The 14,586-nt window shown below is 65.9% G+C and carries 16 protein-coding genes; 8 read left to right on the top strand and 8 right to left on the bottom strand.

What is annotated here, in order from left to right; all coding sequences use genetic code 11:
• Positions 1-121: 121 nt before the first annotated feature.
• From ASE66_RS12275 to ASE66_RS12245, 7 genes are all read left to right on the top strand, one after another.
• Positions 122-346, top strand: coding sequence for a hypothetical protein (locus ASE66_RS12275; RefSeq protein ID WP_057189870.1), 225 nt, complete (start codon positions 122-124; stop codon positions 344-346).
• 124 nt (positions 347-470) lie between these two features.
• Positions 471-1,385, top strand: a complete 915-nt coding sequence (locus ASE66_RS12270) for a LysR family transcriptional regulator (protein WP_057189869.1) — start codon at positions 471-473, stop codon at positions 1,383-1,385.
• A gap of 208 nt (positions 1,386-1,593) precedes the next feature.
• Complete coding sequence (locus ASE66_RS12265) at positions 1,594-2,064, top strand: NAD(P)H-dependent oxidoreductase subunit E (RefSeq protein WP_057189868.1); 471 nt, start codon at positions 1,594-1,596, stop codon at positions 2,062-2,064.
• Positions 2,061-3,632: a formate dehydrogenase beta subunit gene (locus ASE66_RS12260; protein WP_057189867.1), complete on the top strand. Its 1,572-nt coding sequence runs from the start codon at positions 2,061-2,063 to the stop codon at positions 3,630-3,632. Before ASE66_RS12265 ends, ASE66_RS12260 begins: the two co-directional genes overlap by 4 nt.
• Positions 3,633-3,642: 10 nt before the next feature.
• Positions 3,643-6,525, top strand: coding sequence for a formate dehydrogenase subunit alpha (gene fdhF, locus ASE66_RS12255; RefSeq protein WP_057189866.1), 2,883 nt, complete (start codon positions 3,643-3,645; stop codon positions 6,523-6,525).
• Entirely contained in the window at positions 6,512-7,357 is an 846-nt protein-coding gene (fdhD, locus tag ASE66_RS12250; protein ID WP_057189865.1) for a formate dehydrogenase accessory sulfurtransferase FdhD, read from the top strand. Before fdhF ends, fdhD begins: the two co-directional genes overlap by 14 nt.
• Positions 7,354-7,617, top strand: a complete 264-nt coding sequence (locus ASE66_RS12245; protein WP_244494880.1) for a formate dehydrogenase subunit delta — start codon at positions 7,354-7,356, stop codon at positions 7,615-7,617. The genes fdhD and ASE66_RS12245 overlap by 4 nt, the downstream gene beginning before the upstream one ends.
• A gap of 28 nt (positions 7,618-7,645) precedes the next feature.
• On the opposite strand, the gene ASE66_RS12240 is transcribed toward ASE66_RS12245, so the two are convergent.
• The 8 genes from ASE66_RS12240 to ASE66_RS12205 all read right to left on the bottom strand — a co-directional run bounded on the left by ASE66_RS12240 (position 7,646) and on the right by ASE66_RS12205 (position 13,691).
• A complete protein-coding gene (locus ASE66_RS12240) occupies positions 7,646-8,365 on the bottom strand; it encodes an amino acid ABC transporter ATP-binding protein (RefSeq protein WP_057189933.1) in 720 nt (239 codons plus the stop codon).
• A 58-nt stretch (positions 8,366-8,423) separates the two neighbouring features.
• Positions 8,424-9,068, bottom strand: coding sequence for an amino acid ABC transporter permease (locus ASE66_RS12235; protein WP_057189864.1), 645 nt, complete (start codon positions 9,066-9,068; stop codon positions 8,424-8,426).
• Positions 9,069-9,078: 10 nt separating this feature from the next.
• Positions 9,079-9,741, bottom strand: coding sequence for an amino acid ABC transporter permease (locus tag ASE66_RS12230; RefSeq protein WP_057189863.1), 663 nt, complete (start codon positions 9,739-9,741; stop codon positions 9,079-9,081).
• 27 nt (positions 9,742-9,768) lie between these two features.
• A complete protein-coding gene (locus ASE66_RS12225) occupies positions 9,769-10,587 on the bottom strand; it encodes an aldo/keto reductase (RefSeq protein WP_156412114.1) in 819 nt (272 codons plus the stop codon).
• 8 nt (positions 10,588-10,595) lie between these two features.
• Positions 10,596-11,030, bottom strand: coding sequence for a type II 3-dehydroquinate dehydratase (gene aroQ, locus ASE66_RS12220; protein ID WP_057189861.1), 435 nt, complete (start codon positions 11,028-11,030; stop codon positions 10,596-10,598).
• A gap of 83 nt (positions 11,031-11,113) precedes the next feature.
• Positions 11,114-11,944: a transporter substrate-binding domain-containing protein gene (locus ASE66_RS12215; RefSeq protein ID WP_057189860.1), complete on the bottom strand. Its 831-nt coding sequence runs from the start codon at positions 11,942-11,944 to the stop codon at positions 11,114-11,116.
• A gap of 131 nt (positions 11,945-12,075) precedes the next feature.
• Entirely contained in the window at positions 12,076-12,981 is a 906-nt protein-coding gene (locus ASE66_RS12210; protein ID WP_057189859.1) for an NAD-dependent epimerase/dehydratase family protein, read from the bottom strand.
• Positions 12,978-13,691 (bottom strand): hypothetical protein, encoded by a 714-nt coding sequence (locus ASE66_RS12205; RefSeq protein ID WP_057189858.1) that lies wholly within the window; start codon positions 13,689-13,691, stop codon positions 12,978-12,980. Before ASE66_RS12205 ends, ASE66_RS12210 begins: the two co-directional genes overlap by 4 nt.
• 152 nt (positions 13,692-13,843) lie before the next feature.
• Between ASE66_RS12205 and ASE66_RS12200 the strand changes: the two genes are divergently transcribed.
• On the top strand, positions 13,844-14,584 hold the full coding sequence (locus ASE66_RS12200; RefSeq protein WP_057189857.1) for an SDR family NAD(P)-dependent oxidoreductase: 741 nt from the start codon (positions 13,844-13,846) through the stop codon (positions 14,582-14,584).
• The last annotated feature ends 2 nt before the right edge of the window (positions 14,585-14,586 follow it).

The following is a 14,586-nucleotide window of genomic DNA, read 5'->3' as shown; positions in this document are numbered from 1 at the left end:
TCGAAACCGGTCGGCAGGAGCGTCGCGGAAACGTGAGCGAGCACCCGTGCACCGCGATGTTGGAAAGCCCCGAGCGGTGATTAGCTCATTTGCGGGCGACCAAGTCACACAGGAGATTGCCATGCTTTCGCGCAAGATTACCGCCCTCGCGGCGGCGCTTCTGCTTTCGGGAGCGAGCTCCATGGCCTACGCCACCGAGCTCGGGGCCGAGAGCATCGTGCACGAGCAGGCCCAGAACCAGCGAGCCCTCGCCGAACAGGCGCAGTATCTCGCCTATCACGACCACTTCAAGGGCGCGGAAGGCCAGCCGGGTCGCGGTGCAGGCGTCTTGCCGCATCACAACTGAGAACCCGGACCATCCTCGGGAAGGGGCCGCCGCAGCGGCCCCTTTTCATTGGTGCCTATCGGAACTCCCTGAAATCTGGGAAGACTGCCGCAGGCCGTTCGACGGCGACGCCTGAGACGCGGCCATGATCATCCGCCAGCTCATCTATCTCGACGCGCTTGCCCGCGAGAAGCATTTCCGCAAGGCGGCGGAGGCCTGCCATGTCTCGCAGCCGACGCTCTCGGCGGCGATCGGCCAGCTCGAGGAAGAGCTCGGCGTGATGATCGTCGAGCGCGGCCGGCGTTTCCAGGGCTTGACCAAGGAGGGGGAGGTCGTGCTCGCCCATGCCCGGCGCATGCTGGCCGAAGCCGATCAGATGAAGGGCGCGATCGCCGAATTGCGCGAAGGCCTGAGCGGCAAGATCAGGCTCGGCGCCGTGCCGACCGCGCTGCCGATGATCGCCCACATCACCGCGCCGTTCTCGACGCGCTATCCCGGCGCTTCGCTCACCGTGCTGTCGCTGACCTCGACCGAGATCCAGGACGGAATCGACAATTTCGAGCTCGATGTCGGCCTGACCTATCTCGACAACGAGCCCCTCGAACGCGTCGTCTCCAAGCCGATCTACCAGGAAGCCTATGTGCTGCTGACGCGCGAGGACGGGCCGCTCGGCGAGCGCGAGACCATCACCTGGGCGGAGGCCGCCGCACTGAAGCTTTGCCTGCTCACGGCCGACATGCAGAACCGGCGCATCATCGACGGCATCTTCCGCTCGGTCGGACATGCGCCCAAGCCGGCGATCGAGACCAACTCGATCTTCAACCTGTGCTCCCATGCCGGCATTCAGGGCGTCTCCAGCATCGTCTCCTCGCAATTGCTGGAGTTCTTCGGCGTGCCGATCGGCACCAAGGCGCTGCCACTGATCGAGCCCGACGCCAAGCGCACGATCGGCCTGATCATGGCCGACCGGCACCCCGCCGCTCCGCTTGCCCGCAACCTTCTGATGATGTCCGGAGCGATGGTGGATGCCAGCCTGCCGCGGCGCCCGATCGTTAAATAGCTTTCAGCTATCGAAGCTGCTAGAATGACCGAGCTTTATACCCGATAAGCGAAGGTTATCGCTGTTCGGGAAGAGATTTATCGGTCGCAATATCGTTATTTGATAGGCCATAACTATTATATGGTCGGAACAAACGATTTGAACCTGTTCCAAGCTTAGGTCTCAATTCCTCCAATCCAGAACCGAGAGCGGCTGGGACGGAGGAGACATGGCGGCACATCCGGCCTGGGACGAAGACGGCGCGCGGCTGATCATTGCGGATCTTTCGCATCTCGAAGGGGCGACCCTGCCGATCCTGCACGCGCTGCAGGAAGAGTTCGGCTATGTCGACCCGCAGGCCGTGCCGCTGATCGCCGAGGTGCTCAACCTGTCGCGGGCCGACGTGCACGGCACCATCTCCTTCTATCACGACTTCAGAACCGCCCCGCCGCCGCGCCATATCGTCAAGCTCTGCCGCGCCGAGGCCTGCCAGGCGCTCGGCTGCGAGGCGCTGGTCGAGGATCTCGCGCGCGAGCACGGCATCGTCGTCGACAGCCATGATGGCAACCGCGATGCGGTGGTCGAAACCGTCTACTGTCTTGGCAACTGCGCGCTCGGCCCCTCCGCTCTGGTCGAGGGCGAGCTGATCGGGCGGGTCGATGCCGATCGCATCGCGGCTTTGTGCGGAGCTCGACAATGAGCGAAGCGATCCGCATCTACGTTCCGATCGACGCCGCCGCCCTCTCGGTCGGCGCCGAGGCTGTCGCGAATGCCATCGCGAAAGAGGCGCAGGCGCGCGGCATCGCGGTCGAGCTCGTCCGCAACGGCTCGCGCGGCATGCTCTGGCTCGAGCCGATGATCGAGGTCGAGACACCGGAGGGGCGGATCGCCTATGGCCCGGTCGCTGCGAAAGACATCGCTGCGCTGTTCGAGGCCGGTTTCCAGAATGGCGGCGCACACGGCCTGCGGCTCGGCCGGGTCGATGACCTCGACTGGTTGAAGCGCCAGCAGCGCCTGACTTTCGAACGCGTCGGCGTCACCGATCCGCTCTCGCTCGCCGATTATCGCACTTATGACGGGCTGAAGGGCGTGGAGAAGGCGCTCTCGCTCACTGGTGCCGAGATCGTCGAGGAGGTGAAGGCGTCCGGCCTGCGCGGCCGCGGCGGCGCTGGTTTCCCGACCGGGATCAAGTGGAAGACAGTCCACGACGCCGGCGCGACACAGAAATACATCGTCTGCAATGCCGATGAGGGCGACAGCGGCACCTTCGCCGACCGGATGCTGATGGAGGGCGATCCCTTCCTCCTGATCGAAGGCATGACGATCGCCGCGATCGCGGTCGGCGCGACCAAAGGCTACATCTATCTGCGCTCGGAATATCCGCATGCCCACAGGGCGTTGCAGCGGGCGATCCTGAAGGCGCGCAATGCCGGCGTGCTCGGCCAAACCGTGCTCGGCTCCGGCAAGGCTTTCGAGCTCGAGGTCCGGCTCGGAGCCGGCGCCTATATCTGCGGCGAGGAGACCTCGCTGCTGGAGAGCCTTGAAGGCAAGCGCGCCATCGTCCGGGCCAAGCCGCCGATCCCGGCTTTGCAGGGCCTGTTCGGCAAGCCGACCATCGTCAACAACGTGCTCTCCTTCGCCGCGGTGCCCTGGATCCTGACGCATGGCGCCAAGGCCTATGCAGATTACGGCATGGGCCGCTCGCGCGGCACGCTGCCGGTCCAGCTCGGCGGCAACATCAAGCGTGGCGGGCTGATCGAGCTCGCCTTCGGCATCTCGCTGCGCGAAATCATCGAGGACATAGGCGGTGGCACGCTGTCGGGCCGGCCGATCCGGGCCGTGCAGGTCGGCGGCCCACTCGGCGCCTATCTCACGGCACAGCAGCTCGATACTCCGATGGACTATGAGGCTCTGGCCGGCATCAAGGCGATGCTCGGCCATGGCGGCATCGTCGTCTTCGACGACAGCGTCGACATGGCCAGGCAAGCGCGCTTCGCCTTCGAGTTCTGTGCCAAGGAAAGCTGCGGCAAGTGTACGCCCTGCCGCATCGGCGCAACGCGCGGCGTCGAGCTGGTCGACAGGATCATCGCCGGCCATGAGCGGCCGAAGAACCTCGCCGTGCTGCGCGACCTCAACAAGCTGATGACCGACGCTTCGCTCTGCGCCATGGGCGGGCTCACGCCGATGCCGGTGATGAGCGCGCTCAACCATTTCTTCGAGGATTTCGACCGGCCGCCGGCCGAGCGCCTGCCGCTGGCGGCCGAGTGAGGAGGCATCGATGAGCCTGATCAAGGAAATCGATTTCGGAACGCCGATCCGGCTCGCCGAGAAGACGGTGACGCTGACCATCGACGGCGAGAGCGTCACGGTCCCGGCCGGCACCTCGGTGATGGCGGCGGCAATGAGCGTCGGCACCAAGATCCCGAAGCTCTGCGCCACCGACTCGCTCGAACCCTTCGGCTCCTGCCGGCTTTGCCTGGTCGAGATCGAGGGACGGCGCGGCACTCCCGCGTCCTGCACCACTCCAGCAGAAGATGGCATGAAGGTGCGCACCCAAACGGAGAACCTCTCCGCCCTGCGCAAGGGCGTGATGGAGCTCTACATCTCCGATCACCCGCTCGACTGCCTGACCTGCTCGGCCAATGGCGACTGCGAACTGCAGGACATGGCAGGTGCGGTCGGCCTGCGCGAGGTGCGCTACGGCTATGACGGCGAGAACCACGTCAAGCCGGCGGCCGCCGAAGGCTACGCCAACGAGAACTGGCTGCCCAAGGACACATCGAACCCCTATTTTACCTATGATCCCAGCAAGTGCATCGTCTGCAATCGCTGCGTCCGCGCCTGCGCCGAGGTGCAGGGCACCTTCGCGCTGACGATCACCGGCCGCGGCTTCGATTCGCGCGTCGCCGCGGGCCCGACCGATTTCCTCGGCTCCGAATGCGTCTCCTGCGGCGCCTGCGTCCAGGCCTGCCCGACCGCGACGCTGATGGAGAACAAGGTGATCGAGCTCGGCCAGCCCGAGCATTCCAAGGTCACGACCTGCGCCTATTGCGGGGTCGGCTGCTCGTTCAAGGCGGAGATGCAGGGCGACCGCGTCGTGCGGATGGTGCCCTACAAGGACGGCAAGGCGAACGAAGGCCATTCCTGCGTCAAGGGCCGCTTCGCCTGGGGCTATGCGACCCACAAGGACCGCATGACCAAGCCGATGATCCGCGCCAAGATCACCGACCCTTGGCGCGAGGTCTCCTGGGAGGAGGCGACCGACTACGCCGCCAGCGAGTTCAAGCGCATCCAGGCCAAATACGGCCGGGAATCGGTCGGCGCCATCACCTCGTCGCGCTGCACCAATGAGGAGGTCTTCCTCGTCCAGAAGCTGGTGCGTGCCGCCTTCCGCAACAACAATGTCGATACCTGCGCCCGCGTCTGCCATTCGCCAACTGGCTACGGCCTGAAGACCACGCTGGGCACATCGGCCGGCACGCAGGATTTCAAGTCGGTCGCGAAATCCGATGTGATCATCGTCATCGGCGCCAACCCGACCGACGGCCATCCGGTCTTCGCCTCACGCATGAAAAAGCGCCTGCGTGAGGGCGCCCGGCTGATCGTCGCCGATCCGCGCCGGATCGACCTCGTCAAGTCGCCGCACATCAAGGCCGATTATCACCTGCAACTGAAGCCGGGCACCAATGTCGCGCTGCTCAATGCAATCTCGCATGTCGTGGTGACCGAGGGGCTGATCGACGAGGATTATGTCCGCGAGCGCTGCGATCTCGCCGATTTCGAGATCTGGGCCCGTTTCGTCGCCGAGGAGCGCAATTCCCCGGAAGCGAGCGAGGGGTTCACCGGGGTGCCGGCCGCCGATGTCCGCGCCGCGGCGCGGCTTTACGCCCTGGGCGGCAACGGCGCGATCTATTACGGCCTCGGAGTCACCGAGCACAGCCAGGGCTCGACCACGGTGATGGCAATGGCCAATCTCGCCATGGCGACCGGCAATATCGGCCGCGACGGCGTCGGCATCAATCCGCTGCGCGGGCAGAACAATGTCCAGGGCGCCTGCGACATGGGCTCCTTCCCACACGAGTTCACCGGCTACCGCCATGTCGCCGACGACGCGACACGGCAGATTTTCGAGATGATGTGGGGCGTGCCGCTCGATGCCGAGCAGGGCCTGCGCATCCCCAACATGCTCGACGAAGCCGTCGGCGGCAGCTTCAAGGGCCTCTATGTCCAGGGCGAGGACATCGCCCAGTCCGATCCGAACACCCAGCACGTCACAGCCGGCCTTGCCGCCATGGAATGCGTCGTCATCCAGGATCTCTTCCTGAACGAGACGGCAAAATACGCCCATGTCTTCCTGCCGGGCTCTTCCTTCCTGGAGAAGGACGGGACCTTCACCAATGCCGAGCGCCGCATTAACCGCGTCCGCCAGGTGATGGCGCCGCTCTCGGGCAAGTCGGAATGGCAGGCGACGATCGATCTCTCCCGGGCGCTCGGCTACGAGATGGCCTATGGCCACCCGAGCGAGATCATGGACGAGATCGCGCGGCTGACCCCGAGCTTCGCCGGCGTGAGCTACGACAAGCTCGAAAAGCTCGGCTCGGTGCAGTGGCCCTGCAACGACAAGGCGCCGACCGGCACGCCGCTGATGCATGTCGACCGCTTCGTGCGCGGCAAGGGCAAGTTCATGATCACCGAATACGTGCCGACGCAGGAACGCACCGGCCCGCGCTATCCGCTGATCCTGACGACCGGGCGCATCCTCTCGCAATACAATGTCGGCGCGCAGACCAGGCGCACGGAGAACCAGGCCTGGCATGACGAGGATATGCTTGAGATCCACCCCTTCGATGCCGAAAGCCGCGGCATCAAGGCTGGCGATCTCGTCGCGCTCGCCAGCCGCTCCGGCGACATCTCGCTGCGGGCCGAGATCACCGAGCGAGTGCAGCCGGGCGTAGTCTACACCACCTTCCACCACGCCGAGACCGGCGCCAACGTCATCACCACCGACTATTCCGACTGGGCGACGAACTGCCCGGAATACAAGGTCACCGCGGTCGAGGTCCGCAGGACGAATTATTATTCCGAATGGCAGGAGCGTAATCGCGAGCAGGATGTCTCGCTGCGCCTGATCGCGGGACGCTTGCCCGATGCCGCGGAATAGCCCGCCCGCCCAGCCGCCGGCGAGCCATGCGGTCGCCGTCCGGACCGTGCGCTTCGGCGCGGCAGATCAGGCCCTGGACGCGAGCGCCGAGGTCGCTGTCGAGGCTCCGATCAACATCGTCTACGGCAACCTGCCTTATGCGGTGATGATGGCGACACCGTCCGACATCGAGGATTTCGTCGCCGGCTTCAGCCTGACCGAGGGCATCGTCGGCGACGTCGACGAGATCAGGGGGATCGTGCTCACGCCGCAGGCGGAGGGCCTCGTCGTCACCGTCGAGCTGGCGCCCGGTCGCTTCCGCGAGCATCTCGCCCGCCGCCGCAACCTCTCGGGCCGAACCTCCTGCGGGCTCTGCGGCGTCGAAGGGCTGGCCGACCTGCCGACCGCGGAGACCCGTACTGCCGCAGCAACACCGATCGCGCCCGCGGCGATCGGCGCAGCACTGTGCGCGCTCGAGCTACGGCAGCCGCTGCACCGCCTGACCCGCTCGGTCCATGCCGCAGCCTGGTGCGACCGCGACGGCGCGATCCTGGCGGTGCGCGAGGATGTCGGGCGACACAATGCCTTGGACAAGCTGATCGGCGCCCGCCTGCGCGCCGGCCATGATGCGAGCGACGGCTTCGTGCTGGTCACCAGCCGCGCTTCGTTCGAGATGGTCGAGAAGGCGGCGATCTTCGGCGCTGGTACCCTGGTCACGATCTCGGCGCCGACCTCGCTGGCGATCGAGCGGGCGAACGCGCTCGGCCTGACCCTGGTCTGCATCGCCCGGGCCGATTCCGCGACCGTTTTCGCCGGACGCCTCGCCGACCCCGTGGGGAGCGAAGTGAGATGATCGAGAGCAGCGAAGCGATGACCCGGGATCATGCGAGCGAGAACCTCGCCAAGCTCGCCTCCATGGCCAATCAGATCAGTGACTTCTTCAAGTCCTACCCGGACGAGGAGGCGATCGCCGCGATCGCCGATCACATCAATCAGTTCTGGACGAAGCGCATGCGCGAGGATTTCCGCACCGGCTTCAAGACCGATGCGTCAGCACTGTCGCCGCTCGTGCAACAGGCGAGGGACAAGGTCAGGCCCGCGCCGGCCGGGTGAGTTGCCGACTCTTGCCGCCAGGGCAGCCCTAATGATGCAGGATCTCGCCGAGGAAGGCACGGGTGCGGGCATGTGCCGGGGCCCGGAAGAAGCTCTCCGGATCGTTCTCCTCGACGATGGCGCCGTCGGCCATGAAGATGACGCGGTCCGCCACCTGCCGGGCGAAACCCATCTCATGTGTCACGCAGATCATGGTCATGCCGTCGCGGGCGAGCGAAACCATGGTGTCGAGGACTTCCTTGACCATTTCGGGGTCTAGCGCCGAGGTCGGCTCGTCGAACAGCATGGCCTTCGGCTCCAGGCACAAGGCTCGTGCGATCGCGACGCGCTGCTGCTGCCCGCCGGAGAGCTGCGCCGGATACTTCGCCGCCTGGTCGCCGATGCGGACCCGCTCCAGATATTTCCGCGCCGTCGCCTCCGCCTCGCTATGTGACAGGCCGCGCACCCGCATCGGGGCGAGGATGCAGTTCTCCAGCACCGTTTTGTGCGGGAACAGGTTGAACTGCTGGAACACCATGCCGACTTCGCGGCGCACCGCATCGACCGCCTTCTGGCTGTCGGTCAGCCGGTGGCCGGCGACGGTGATCTCGCCGCTCTTGATCGCTTCGAGGTGATTGATGCAGCGGATCAGCGTCGACTTGCCCGAGCCCGAGGGGCCGCAGAGCACGATCTTCTCGCCCTTGGTCACGCGGAGGTTGACGTCCTTGAGAGCATGAAAGGGGCCATAGAATTTCTCGACATGCCGCATCTCGATCATCGGAGCGGCGGCGCGATCGCCGGTGTTGGGCTCGGTCACGGTCATCCCCTTATTTCGCCGCCGCGGCCGCCATCTTCCGCTCGAGCCTGCGGCCCCAGAGCGAGAGCGGCCAGCACAGGGCGAAGTACAACGCCCCGACCACGCCGAAGACGAGCAATGGCTTGTAGATCTGATTCGACACGATGGTGCCGGCCCGGGTCAGCTCGATGAAGCCGACGATCGCGGCAAGCGAGGTCCCCTTCAGCAACTGCACGAGGAAGCCGACGGTCGCGGGCAGCGACAATTTGAAGGCCTGGGGCATGATCACGTCGACCATGCGGCTGCGCGCGGAAAGCCCGAGCGCATTGGCGGCTTCGCTCTGACCCTGTGGCACGGCCTGGATCGCGCCGCGCCAGATCTCGCCGAGGAAAGCCGAGGCGTGCGCCGTCAATGCCACCGAGACGGCGGCCCAGGCCGGCACATCGAAACCAAGCAGAGGCAGGCCGAAATAGGCGACGAACAGCTGCATCAGCAGCGGCGTGCCCTGGAACAGGCCGATCCAACCGATCGCCGGGAGCCGCAGCCAGGGCGACGCCGACACCCGCATCAACGCGACGACGACGCCGAAGACGATGCCGCCGGCAAAGCCGATCGCGGCGAGCAGCAAGGTCCAGAGCAGGCCCTGCAGCAGATAGGTGAATTCCTGGACGCCCAACTCGACCTCCTCAGCGCAGCGGATAGCTGAAGGCCCGGCGGCCGATGGCGGCGAGCAGCCACATCGTCACCAGCGAGATCACCAGATAGATGCCGGTGAGGGTGAAATAGGTCTCGAAGCTGCGGAAGGTTTCCGCCTCGATCCTCTGGCCGACCGAGGTCAGTTCATAGGCGGAGATCGAGGTGCAGATCGCGGTGGTCAGCGTCAGCAGGATGAATTGGCTGGCCAGCGAGGGATAGATCGCGCGCAGGGCCGGTGTCAGCACGATCAGCCGGAAGACCTCGTGCTTGTGCAGGCCAAGCGCGAGACCGGCCTCGGTCTGCCCCTTCGGGACGCTCTCGACACCGCCACGGATGATCTCGATGGCGTAGGCGCCCCCGTTGAGGCCGAGCGCGAGAATCGCCGTGACCGTCGGGTTCAGGCGGACGCCGGCCAGCGGCAAGGCGAAGAACAGGAAGAAGATCTGCACCAGGAACGGCGTATTGCGCACGATCTCGATGAAGGCGTTGACCAGTAGCGAGGGAAGCCAGAGCTGCATCCTGAGCACAACCACGCCCAGGATGCCTACGATCATGGCGATGGCCATGCCCGAGAAGGCCAGGAACAAAGTCCCGAACGTTCCCAGCAACAGCGATTGCCAGGCGTTCGTGACGACGCTGAAATCGAGGGTCATCGGGCCTCCGTTGCTCCGCACATGTCTTCAGCCATCCCAATCGGGTGCCCACTCGAAGCTGGAATAGCGTTGGCCGCTAGCAAGCCCGTGGATCGCCGCCATGTCCTCCGGTGACAGCTCGAAATCGAAGATGTCGAGATTGGCGCGCATGTTCTCGGGGCGGGACGAGCGCGGGATCGCCCCGACGCCGTCCTGCTGGACCAGCCAGCGCAGCGTCACCTGTCCGGCGCTCTTGCCGTATTTGCGGCCGAGCGCATTGAGCAGCTCGCAATCGAAGACCTTGCCGCGCGCGATCGGCTGGTAGGCATTGAGCAGCATGCCGGCGCGCCGCATCCGGGTGAGCAGGCGCTCCTGCGACAGGAAGGGATGGTATTCGACCTGATTGCAGAACAGCTCGGCCCTGTGCACGTCGAGCGCCTCGTCGAGCAGCGCGACCGTGAAATTGCTGACGCCGATCAGGCGGGTCCGGCCTTTGCTCTTCTCCTCGGCGAAGGCCGCCAGGGTCTCGCCAAGAGCAATATCCTTTGCCGGCCAATGGACCAGCAGCAGGTCGACCTGGTCGAGCCCAAGCCGTTCCAGGCTCTCGCCGACGCGTTGGTGCACCATGTCGGGCTTGAGGTCGTTGAACCAGATCTTGGTGGTGACAAAGAGCTCAGCCCGCGCCACGCCGGAGCTGCGGATCGCCCGCCCGACCTCGACTTCGTTGCCGTAGCGGATCGCGGTGTCGATCTGCCGGTAGCCGAGGTCGATCGCGGCGCGGATCGCCGTTTCGCCCGCCGGCCCGGTCAGTTCGAAGGTGCCGAGCCCGAGAGCGGGGATGTTTTCGCCGCGGATCGTCTTCGTCATCGATGAAATCATCGGGTCATCTCCGCCATGGCGCGCAAAGCGAGCCGATAGCCATAGGCGCCGAGGCCGGCGATGACGGCGGTCGCGGTCTTCGAGACCAGCGAATTGTGGTAGATCGCCTCGCGCTGGTGGATGTTCGAGATATGCAATTCGATCTTCGGCCGCTCGAACATCTTGAGCGCATCGAGGATGGCGATCGAGGTGAAGCTGTAGCCCGCCGGATTGATGATGATCCCCGCCGCCTTGGTCCGCGCAGCGTGGATCGCCTCGATGATCTCGCCCTCGAAATTCGACTGGCGGAACTCGACCGCGAGGCCGAGCTCTGCCGCATCGGCCTCGCACCAGCCGCGGATCTCGTCCAGGGTCGTGTGGCCGTAGATCTCAGGCTCGCGCTGCCCCAGCAAATTGAGGTTCGGCCCGTTCAGGATGAAGATCGTCCGCATTCCGGTTCCCTGCCACGGCGGGAGAAGTGGCACGGCCGGGATACGGCCGTGCTCGAAGTGCCTGCCTCAAGGGCGGGGCCGTCTTACTTGGCGACGGTGAAGGGCACGCCCTCGACCGAGGCCGGGAAGGTCGGCAGGGGTTGGGCCAGCCATTTTTGGCTGATCTTCTCGAGCCGGCCATCGGCCGTCGCCTTGTCGATGAACTGATTCAGCCAGGTGTTGATCTCGGCATCGCCGAGCTTGGTGGTGATGCCCTGCCACTGCTCGTTGAAGACGAGCTTCTGCTCGAAATCGTTGCCGGGCGAGGCCTTGTCGAGATTGATCTTGTAGGTGGTGTTGCCGCCGATCGCGTCGACCTGCCCGGAGACGAGCGCCTGCATGGTCGAGCTGTCGTCGTCGAAGCGGCGAATGTTCGGGACATCGCCAAGCAGCGTGGTGATCGCCTTGTCCTGGGCGGCGCCGCGCGGCACGCCGATGCGCAGGCTGCGGGCATCCTCGATCTTCTCGATCTTGTTCTTCTTGCTCGACAAAAGGATGATCTTCAGCCCGGAATAGGGCTTGGAGAACTGCACCGCCTTGGCCCGGTCGGGGTACATCCCCATCACCGCCATCTGCAGATCGACCTTGTTGGTCAGGAGATTCGGGATGCGGGCGGCGACCGCGTTCGGCACAAACTCGACCTTGACGCCGAGCTCCTCGCCGATCAGCCGGGCGACGTCGACGTCGTAGCCAAGGTTCTGGCCGCTGGCGTCGATCGAGCCCCAGGGCGCCTGCTCGCCCATGACGCCGATGCGGATGACACCGGCCTTCTTGATCTTCTCCAGCGCCTGGGCGTCGGCATGGGATACGGTGCCGAAGAGACCGAGACCCGCGACCATCGCGAGCGCGGCACGGCGCGAAAACTTGCTCAACATGATTCCTCCTCCGGGTTGTTGTGTCGTCACCAGCTCTTGCTGTCGCGATCTTGTTGTGGTGGCTGCTCCGAGCCCCGTTTCGCGACGGCAATCTCCTCGATCGGCTTGCGTGCTCCCACCTTGCGGCTCGCTCACGCCGTCGGCGCGAGCGCGCGATAATGTGCGACGGTCCGGGCGATGCCCTCGCGCAGCGAGGTCCGCGGGATCGGTCCGAGAACCGCCTCGAACGGTGTCCGCGCGATCTCTGCCGCCATCGGCACCGGCGGCCCGCCGAAGCCGATCTGTGCGCCCGGCGCCTCCATCTTGATCGCCGCGATGACATCCGTGACATCGGCGGTCCCGCCAGTCAGCGAGAAGGCGTGCGCGCCAGTGATCGGCTTTGTCGCCGCCGCCGCGAAAGCCGCCGCGACATCCGCGACGAAGATCAGGTCCTGCGCCCCGGAATAGTCGATCGTGTAGGGCTGCCCGGCCACCGCCGCGCGACAGGCTAGCGTCGGGCCGGCCGTCAGGCCGATCTCGCGGCCCGGCCCATAGACGATGGTCGGGCGCAGGCCGACACTGGCGATGCCGTCATCGTGCCAATAGGCGCGGGCGCAGCCTTCGGTCGCCAGTTTGAACGCACCGTAATGGGTGACCGGCTCCGGCTTTGCGCCGTCCTCGGGGCCGAAGACCGCGCCGCTGCTGGCATAGGCCAGTTGCGAGAAGCCGTTGGCCTTGGCCGCCGCGAAGACGTTGAGCGTCCCGATCAGATTGACTTGCGCCCCCAGGACCGGATCGGCCTTGCAGGCCGGCGTCAGCAGGGCGGCGAGGTGGATGATCGACGAGCAGCCGCGCGCCGCCTGGACCAGGGCCGCATTGTCGGTGATGTCGCCCTGGACCCACTCGGCCTGCTCGGCCCGCTCGCCGGCGATCTCGCGCAGCACGCGGCGATCGGTCGAGCGATCGAAGATCCGCACCGCATGGCCGTCCTCGGCCAGGCGCTTCAGAATCCAGCCCCCGAGGAAACCGCCACCGCCAGTGACCAGGATGCGCTTCATGCCGACACCTGTCCGGCTTGGGCTTGCATGTCCTCGCTGGTGATGCTGAAGGCGGTCTCATAGAGATCCACGACCGGCGCGGTCAGCGTCCCCGTCGCAATCGCCAAGCGCTCGATCTCCGGCCGGGCCGCTTCGAGGCCGGCACGCTGCGAGCCCTCGACCAGGATCACCGCGTCAAAGCCTTTTTCGGCCATCGCGCTGCGCAACTCGGTCTCGCGGGTACGCACCCCGGACACCTCGTTGCGGGCGATGCCGAGATGGACGCAGGACACGCCGGGGAGAGACAAGATCAATTCGACGAGGCTCTGCGCCGCCTGCCTGAGCGCGGTCTCGGCCTCCGGATGCGCAAAATCGAAGCGGATGGTCGCCATGCTGCCGCCATCGCCGGTGCCGGCGCTGGCGACACGCTCGCAGGCGACGCGCAGGAAGTTCTGGAAGCTCGGCGCCACCGCCGCCGTCCAGGGTGTCGGATTGTTCAGCCGGACGAGATAGCCGGGCGAGCGGAAGACCTCGAGGTCATCGCCGGCATAGATGGTGCCGAAGACATAGCGGGCGGCCTCGGGCGCGTGCAGGCGCTTGCCCGTCCGGAACCCCGGAACCGAGAGGCGCTCGGGCATGTGCTCCCGCGTATGCCACTCGATGTATTCGCCATGCTGGCCGTCCGCGATGTCGTGCCAGATCGCCAGGAAGGCCGATCCCTTCAGTCCCATTGCATCCATCTCTCAGGCGCCCCGCTGTCCGCCCGCCTGTTTCCGGCGGCTTGACAAGGGGATCGTTTCCTCACCATCTAGCCTACTAGAATGTTAGTATGTTGGATGAGTCAAGCGGTTAATCGCTGACACACCGACAGGGAGGACGGCAGATGCAGGCAGCGGAAACGGCTCGGGTCGCGATCGTGACCGGAGGAGCGGGCGGGTTGGGCTTTCCGATCGCCGAGCGGCTCGCCGCCAAGGGACACAAGGTCGCGATTTGGGACATCGATGCCGGCCGCGCCGAGCAGGCGGCGGCGAAGCTCCCGAACGCGAGAGGCTACAAGGTCGACGTCACCGATGCCGACGCGGTCACTGCCGCCACCGCCCAGGTCGTGGCCGAGCTCGGTCCGCTCGGCATCCTCGTCACCTGCGCCGGCCATAACGGCCCGCTCGCCCCGTTCGCGGAGTATCCGGCCGAGGGCTGGCGCTTCGTCATGTCGCTCAACCTCGACGCGGTCTTCCACTGCTGCCAGGCGGCGGTGCGCGAGATGCTGAAGACCGGCTATGGCCGCATCGTCAATCTCGCCTCGATCGCCGGCAAGGAGGGCAACCCGAACGCGGTCGCCTATTCGGCCTCGAAGGCGGGCGTGATCGGCCTGACCAAGTCGATCGGCAAGGAGCTGGCGGCGACGCCGATCGTGGTGAACTGCGTGACGCCGGCGGCGATCGAGACCGAGATGCTCAACCAGCTGACGCCGGAGTTCAGGGCCTTCGTCACCTCGAAGATCCCGATGGGCCGCCTCGGGCAGGCGGAGGAGGTCGCGGCGCTGGTCTGCTGGCTCGCCTCGGAGGAGTGCTCGTTCTCGACGGGCGCCGTCTTCGACATTTCCGGCGGTCGCGCGACCTATTGAGG

Origin of the sequence: Allobosea sp. Root483D1, from assembly GCF_001429505.1 — a bacterium.
Classification (GTDB): Bacteria; Pseudomonadota; Alphaproteobacteria; order Rhizobiales; family Beijerinckiaceae; genus Allobosea.
This window is presented reverse-complemented; position numbering and strand designations above follow the sequence as displayed.

Bases quoted from the DNA above. Each gene is read 5' to 3' on its own strand.
- fdhD (WP_057189865.1), top strand. From the start codon at position 6,512: ATGCCGCGGAATAGCCCGCCCGCCCAGCCGCCGGCGAGCCATGCGGTC.
- ASE66_RS12225 (WP_156412114.1), bottom strand. From the start codon at position 10,587: ATGACGAAGACGATCCGCGGCGAAAACATCCCCGCTCTCGGGCTCGGC.
- aroQ (WP_057189861.1), bottom strand. From the start codon at position 11,030: ATGCGGACGATCTTCATCCTGAACGGGCCGAACCTCAATTTGCTGGGG.
- ASE66_RS12210 (WP_057189859.1), bottom strand. From the start codon at position 12,981: ATGAAGCGCATCCTGGTCACTGGCGGTGGCGGTTTCCTCGGGGGCTGG.
- ASE66_RS12245 (WP_244494880.1), top strand. From the start codon at position 7,354: ATGATCGAGAGCAGCGAAGCGATGACCCGGGATCATGCGAGCGAGAAC.
- ASE66_RS12200 (WP_057189857.1), top strand. From the start codon at position 13,844: ATGCAGGCAGCGGAAACGGCTCGGGTCGCGATCGTGACCGGAGGAGCG.
- ASE66_RS12270 (WP_057189869.1), top strand. From the start codon at position 471: ATGATCATCCGCCAGCTCATCTATCTCGACGCGCTTGCCCGCGAGAAG.
- fdhF (WP_057189866.1), top strand. From the start codon at position 3,643: ATGAGCCTGATCAAGGAAATCGATTTCGGAACGCCGATCCGGCTCGCC.
- ASE66_RS12230 (WP_057189863.1), bottom strand. From the start codon at position 9,741: ATGACCCTCGATTTCAGCGTCGTCACGAACGCCTGGCAATCGCTGTTG.
- ASE66_RS12215 (WP_057189860.1), bottom strand. From the start codon at position 11,944: ATGTTGAGCAAGTTTTCGCGCCGTGCCGCGCTCGCGATGGTCGCGGGT.
- ASE66_RS12275 (WP_057189870.1), top strand. From the start codon at position 122: ATGCTTTCGCGCAAGATTACCGCCCTCGCGGCGGCGCTTCTGCTTTCG.
- ASE66_RS12240 (WP_057189933.1), bottom strand. From the start codon at position 8,365: ATGCGGCATGTCGAGAAATTCTATGGCCCCTTTCATGCTCTCAAGGAC.
- ASE66_RS12205 (WP_057189858.1), bottom strand. From the start codon at position 13,691: ATGGGACTGAAGGGATCGGCCTTCCTGGCGATCTGGCACGACATCGCG.
- ASE66_RS12260 (WP_057189867.1), top strand. From the start codon at position 2,061: ATGAGCGAAGCGATCCGCATCTACGTTCCGATCGACGCCGCCGCCCTC.
- ASE66_RS12265 (WP_057189868.1), top strand. From the start codon at position 1,594: ATGGCGGCACATCCGGCCTGGGACGAAGACGGCGCGCGGCTGATCATT.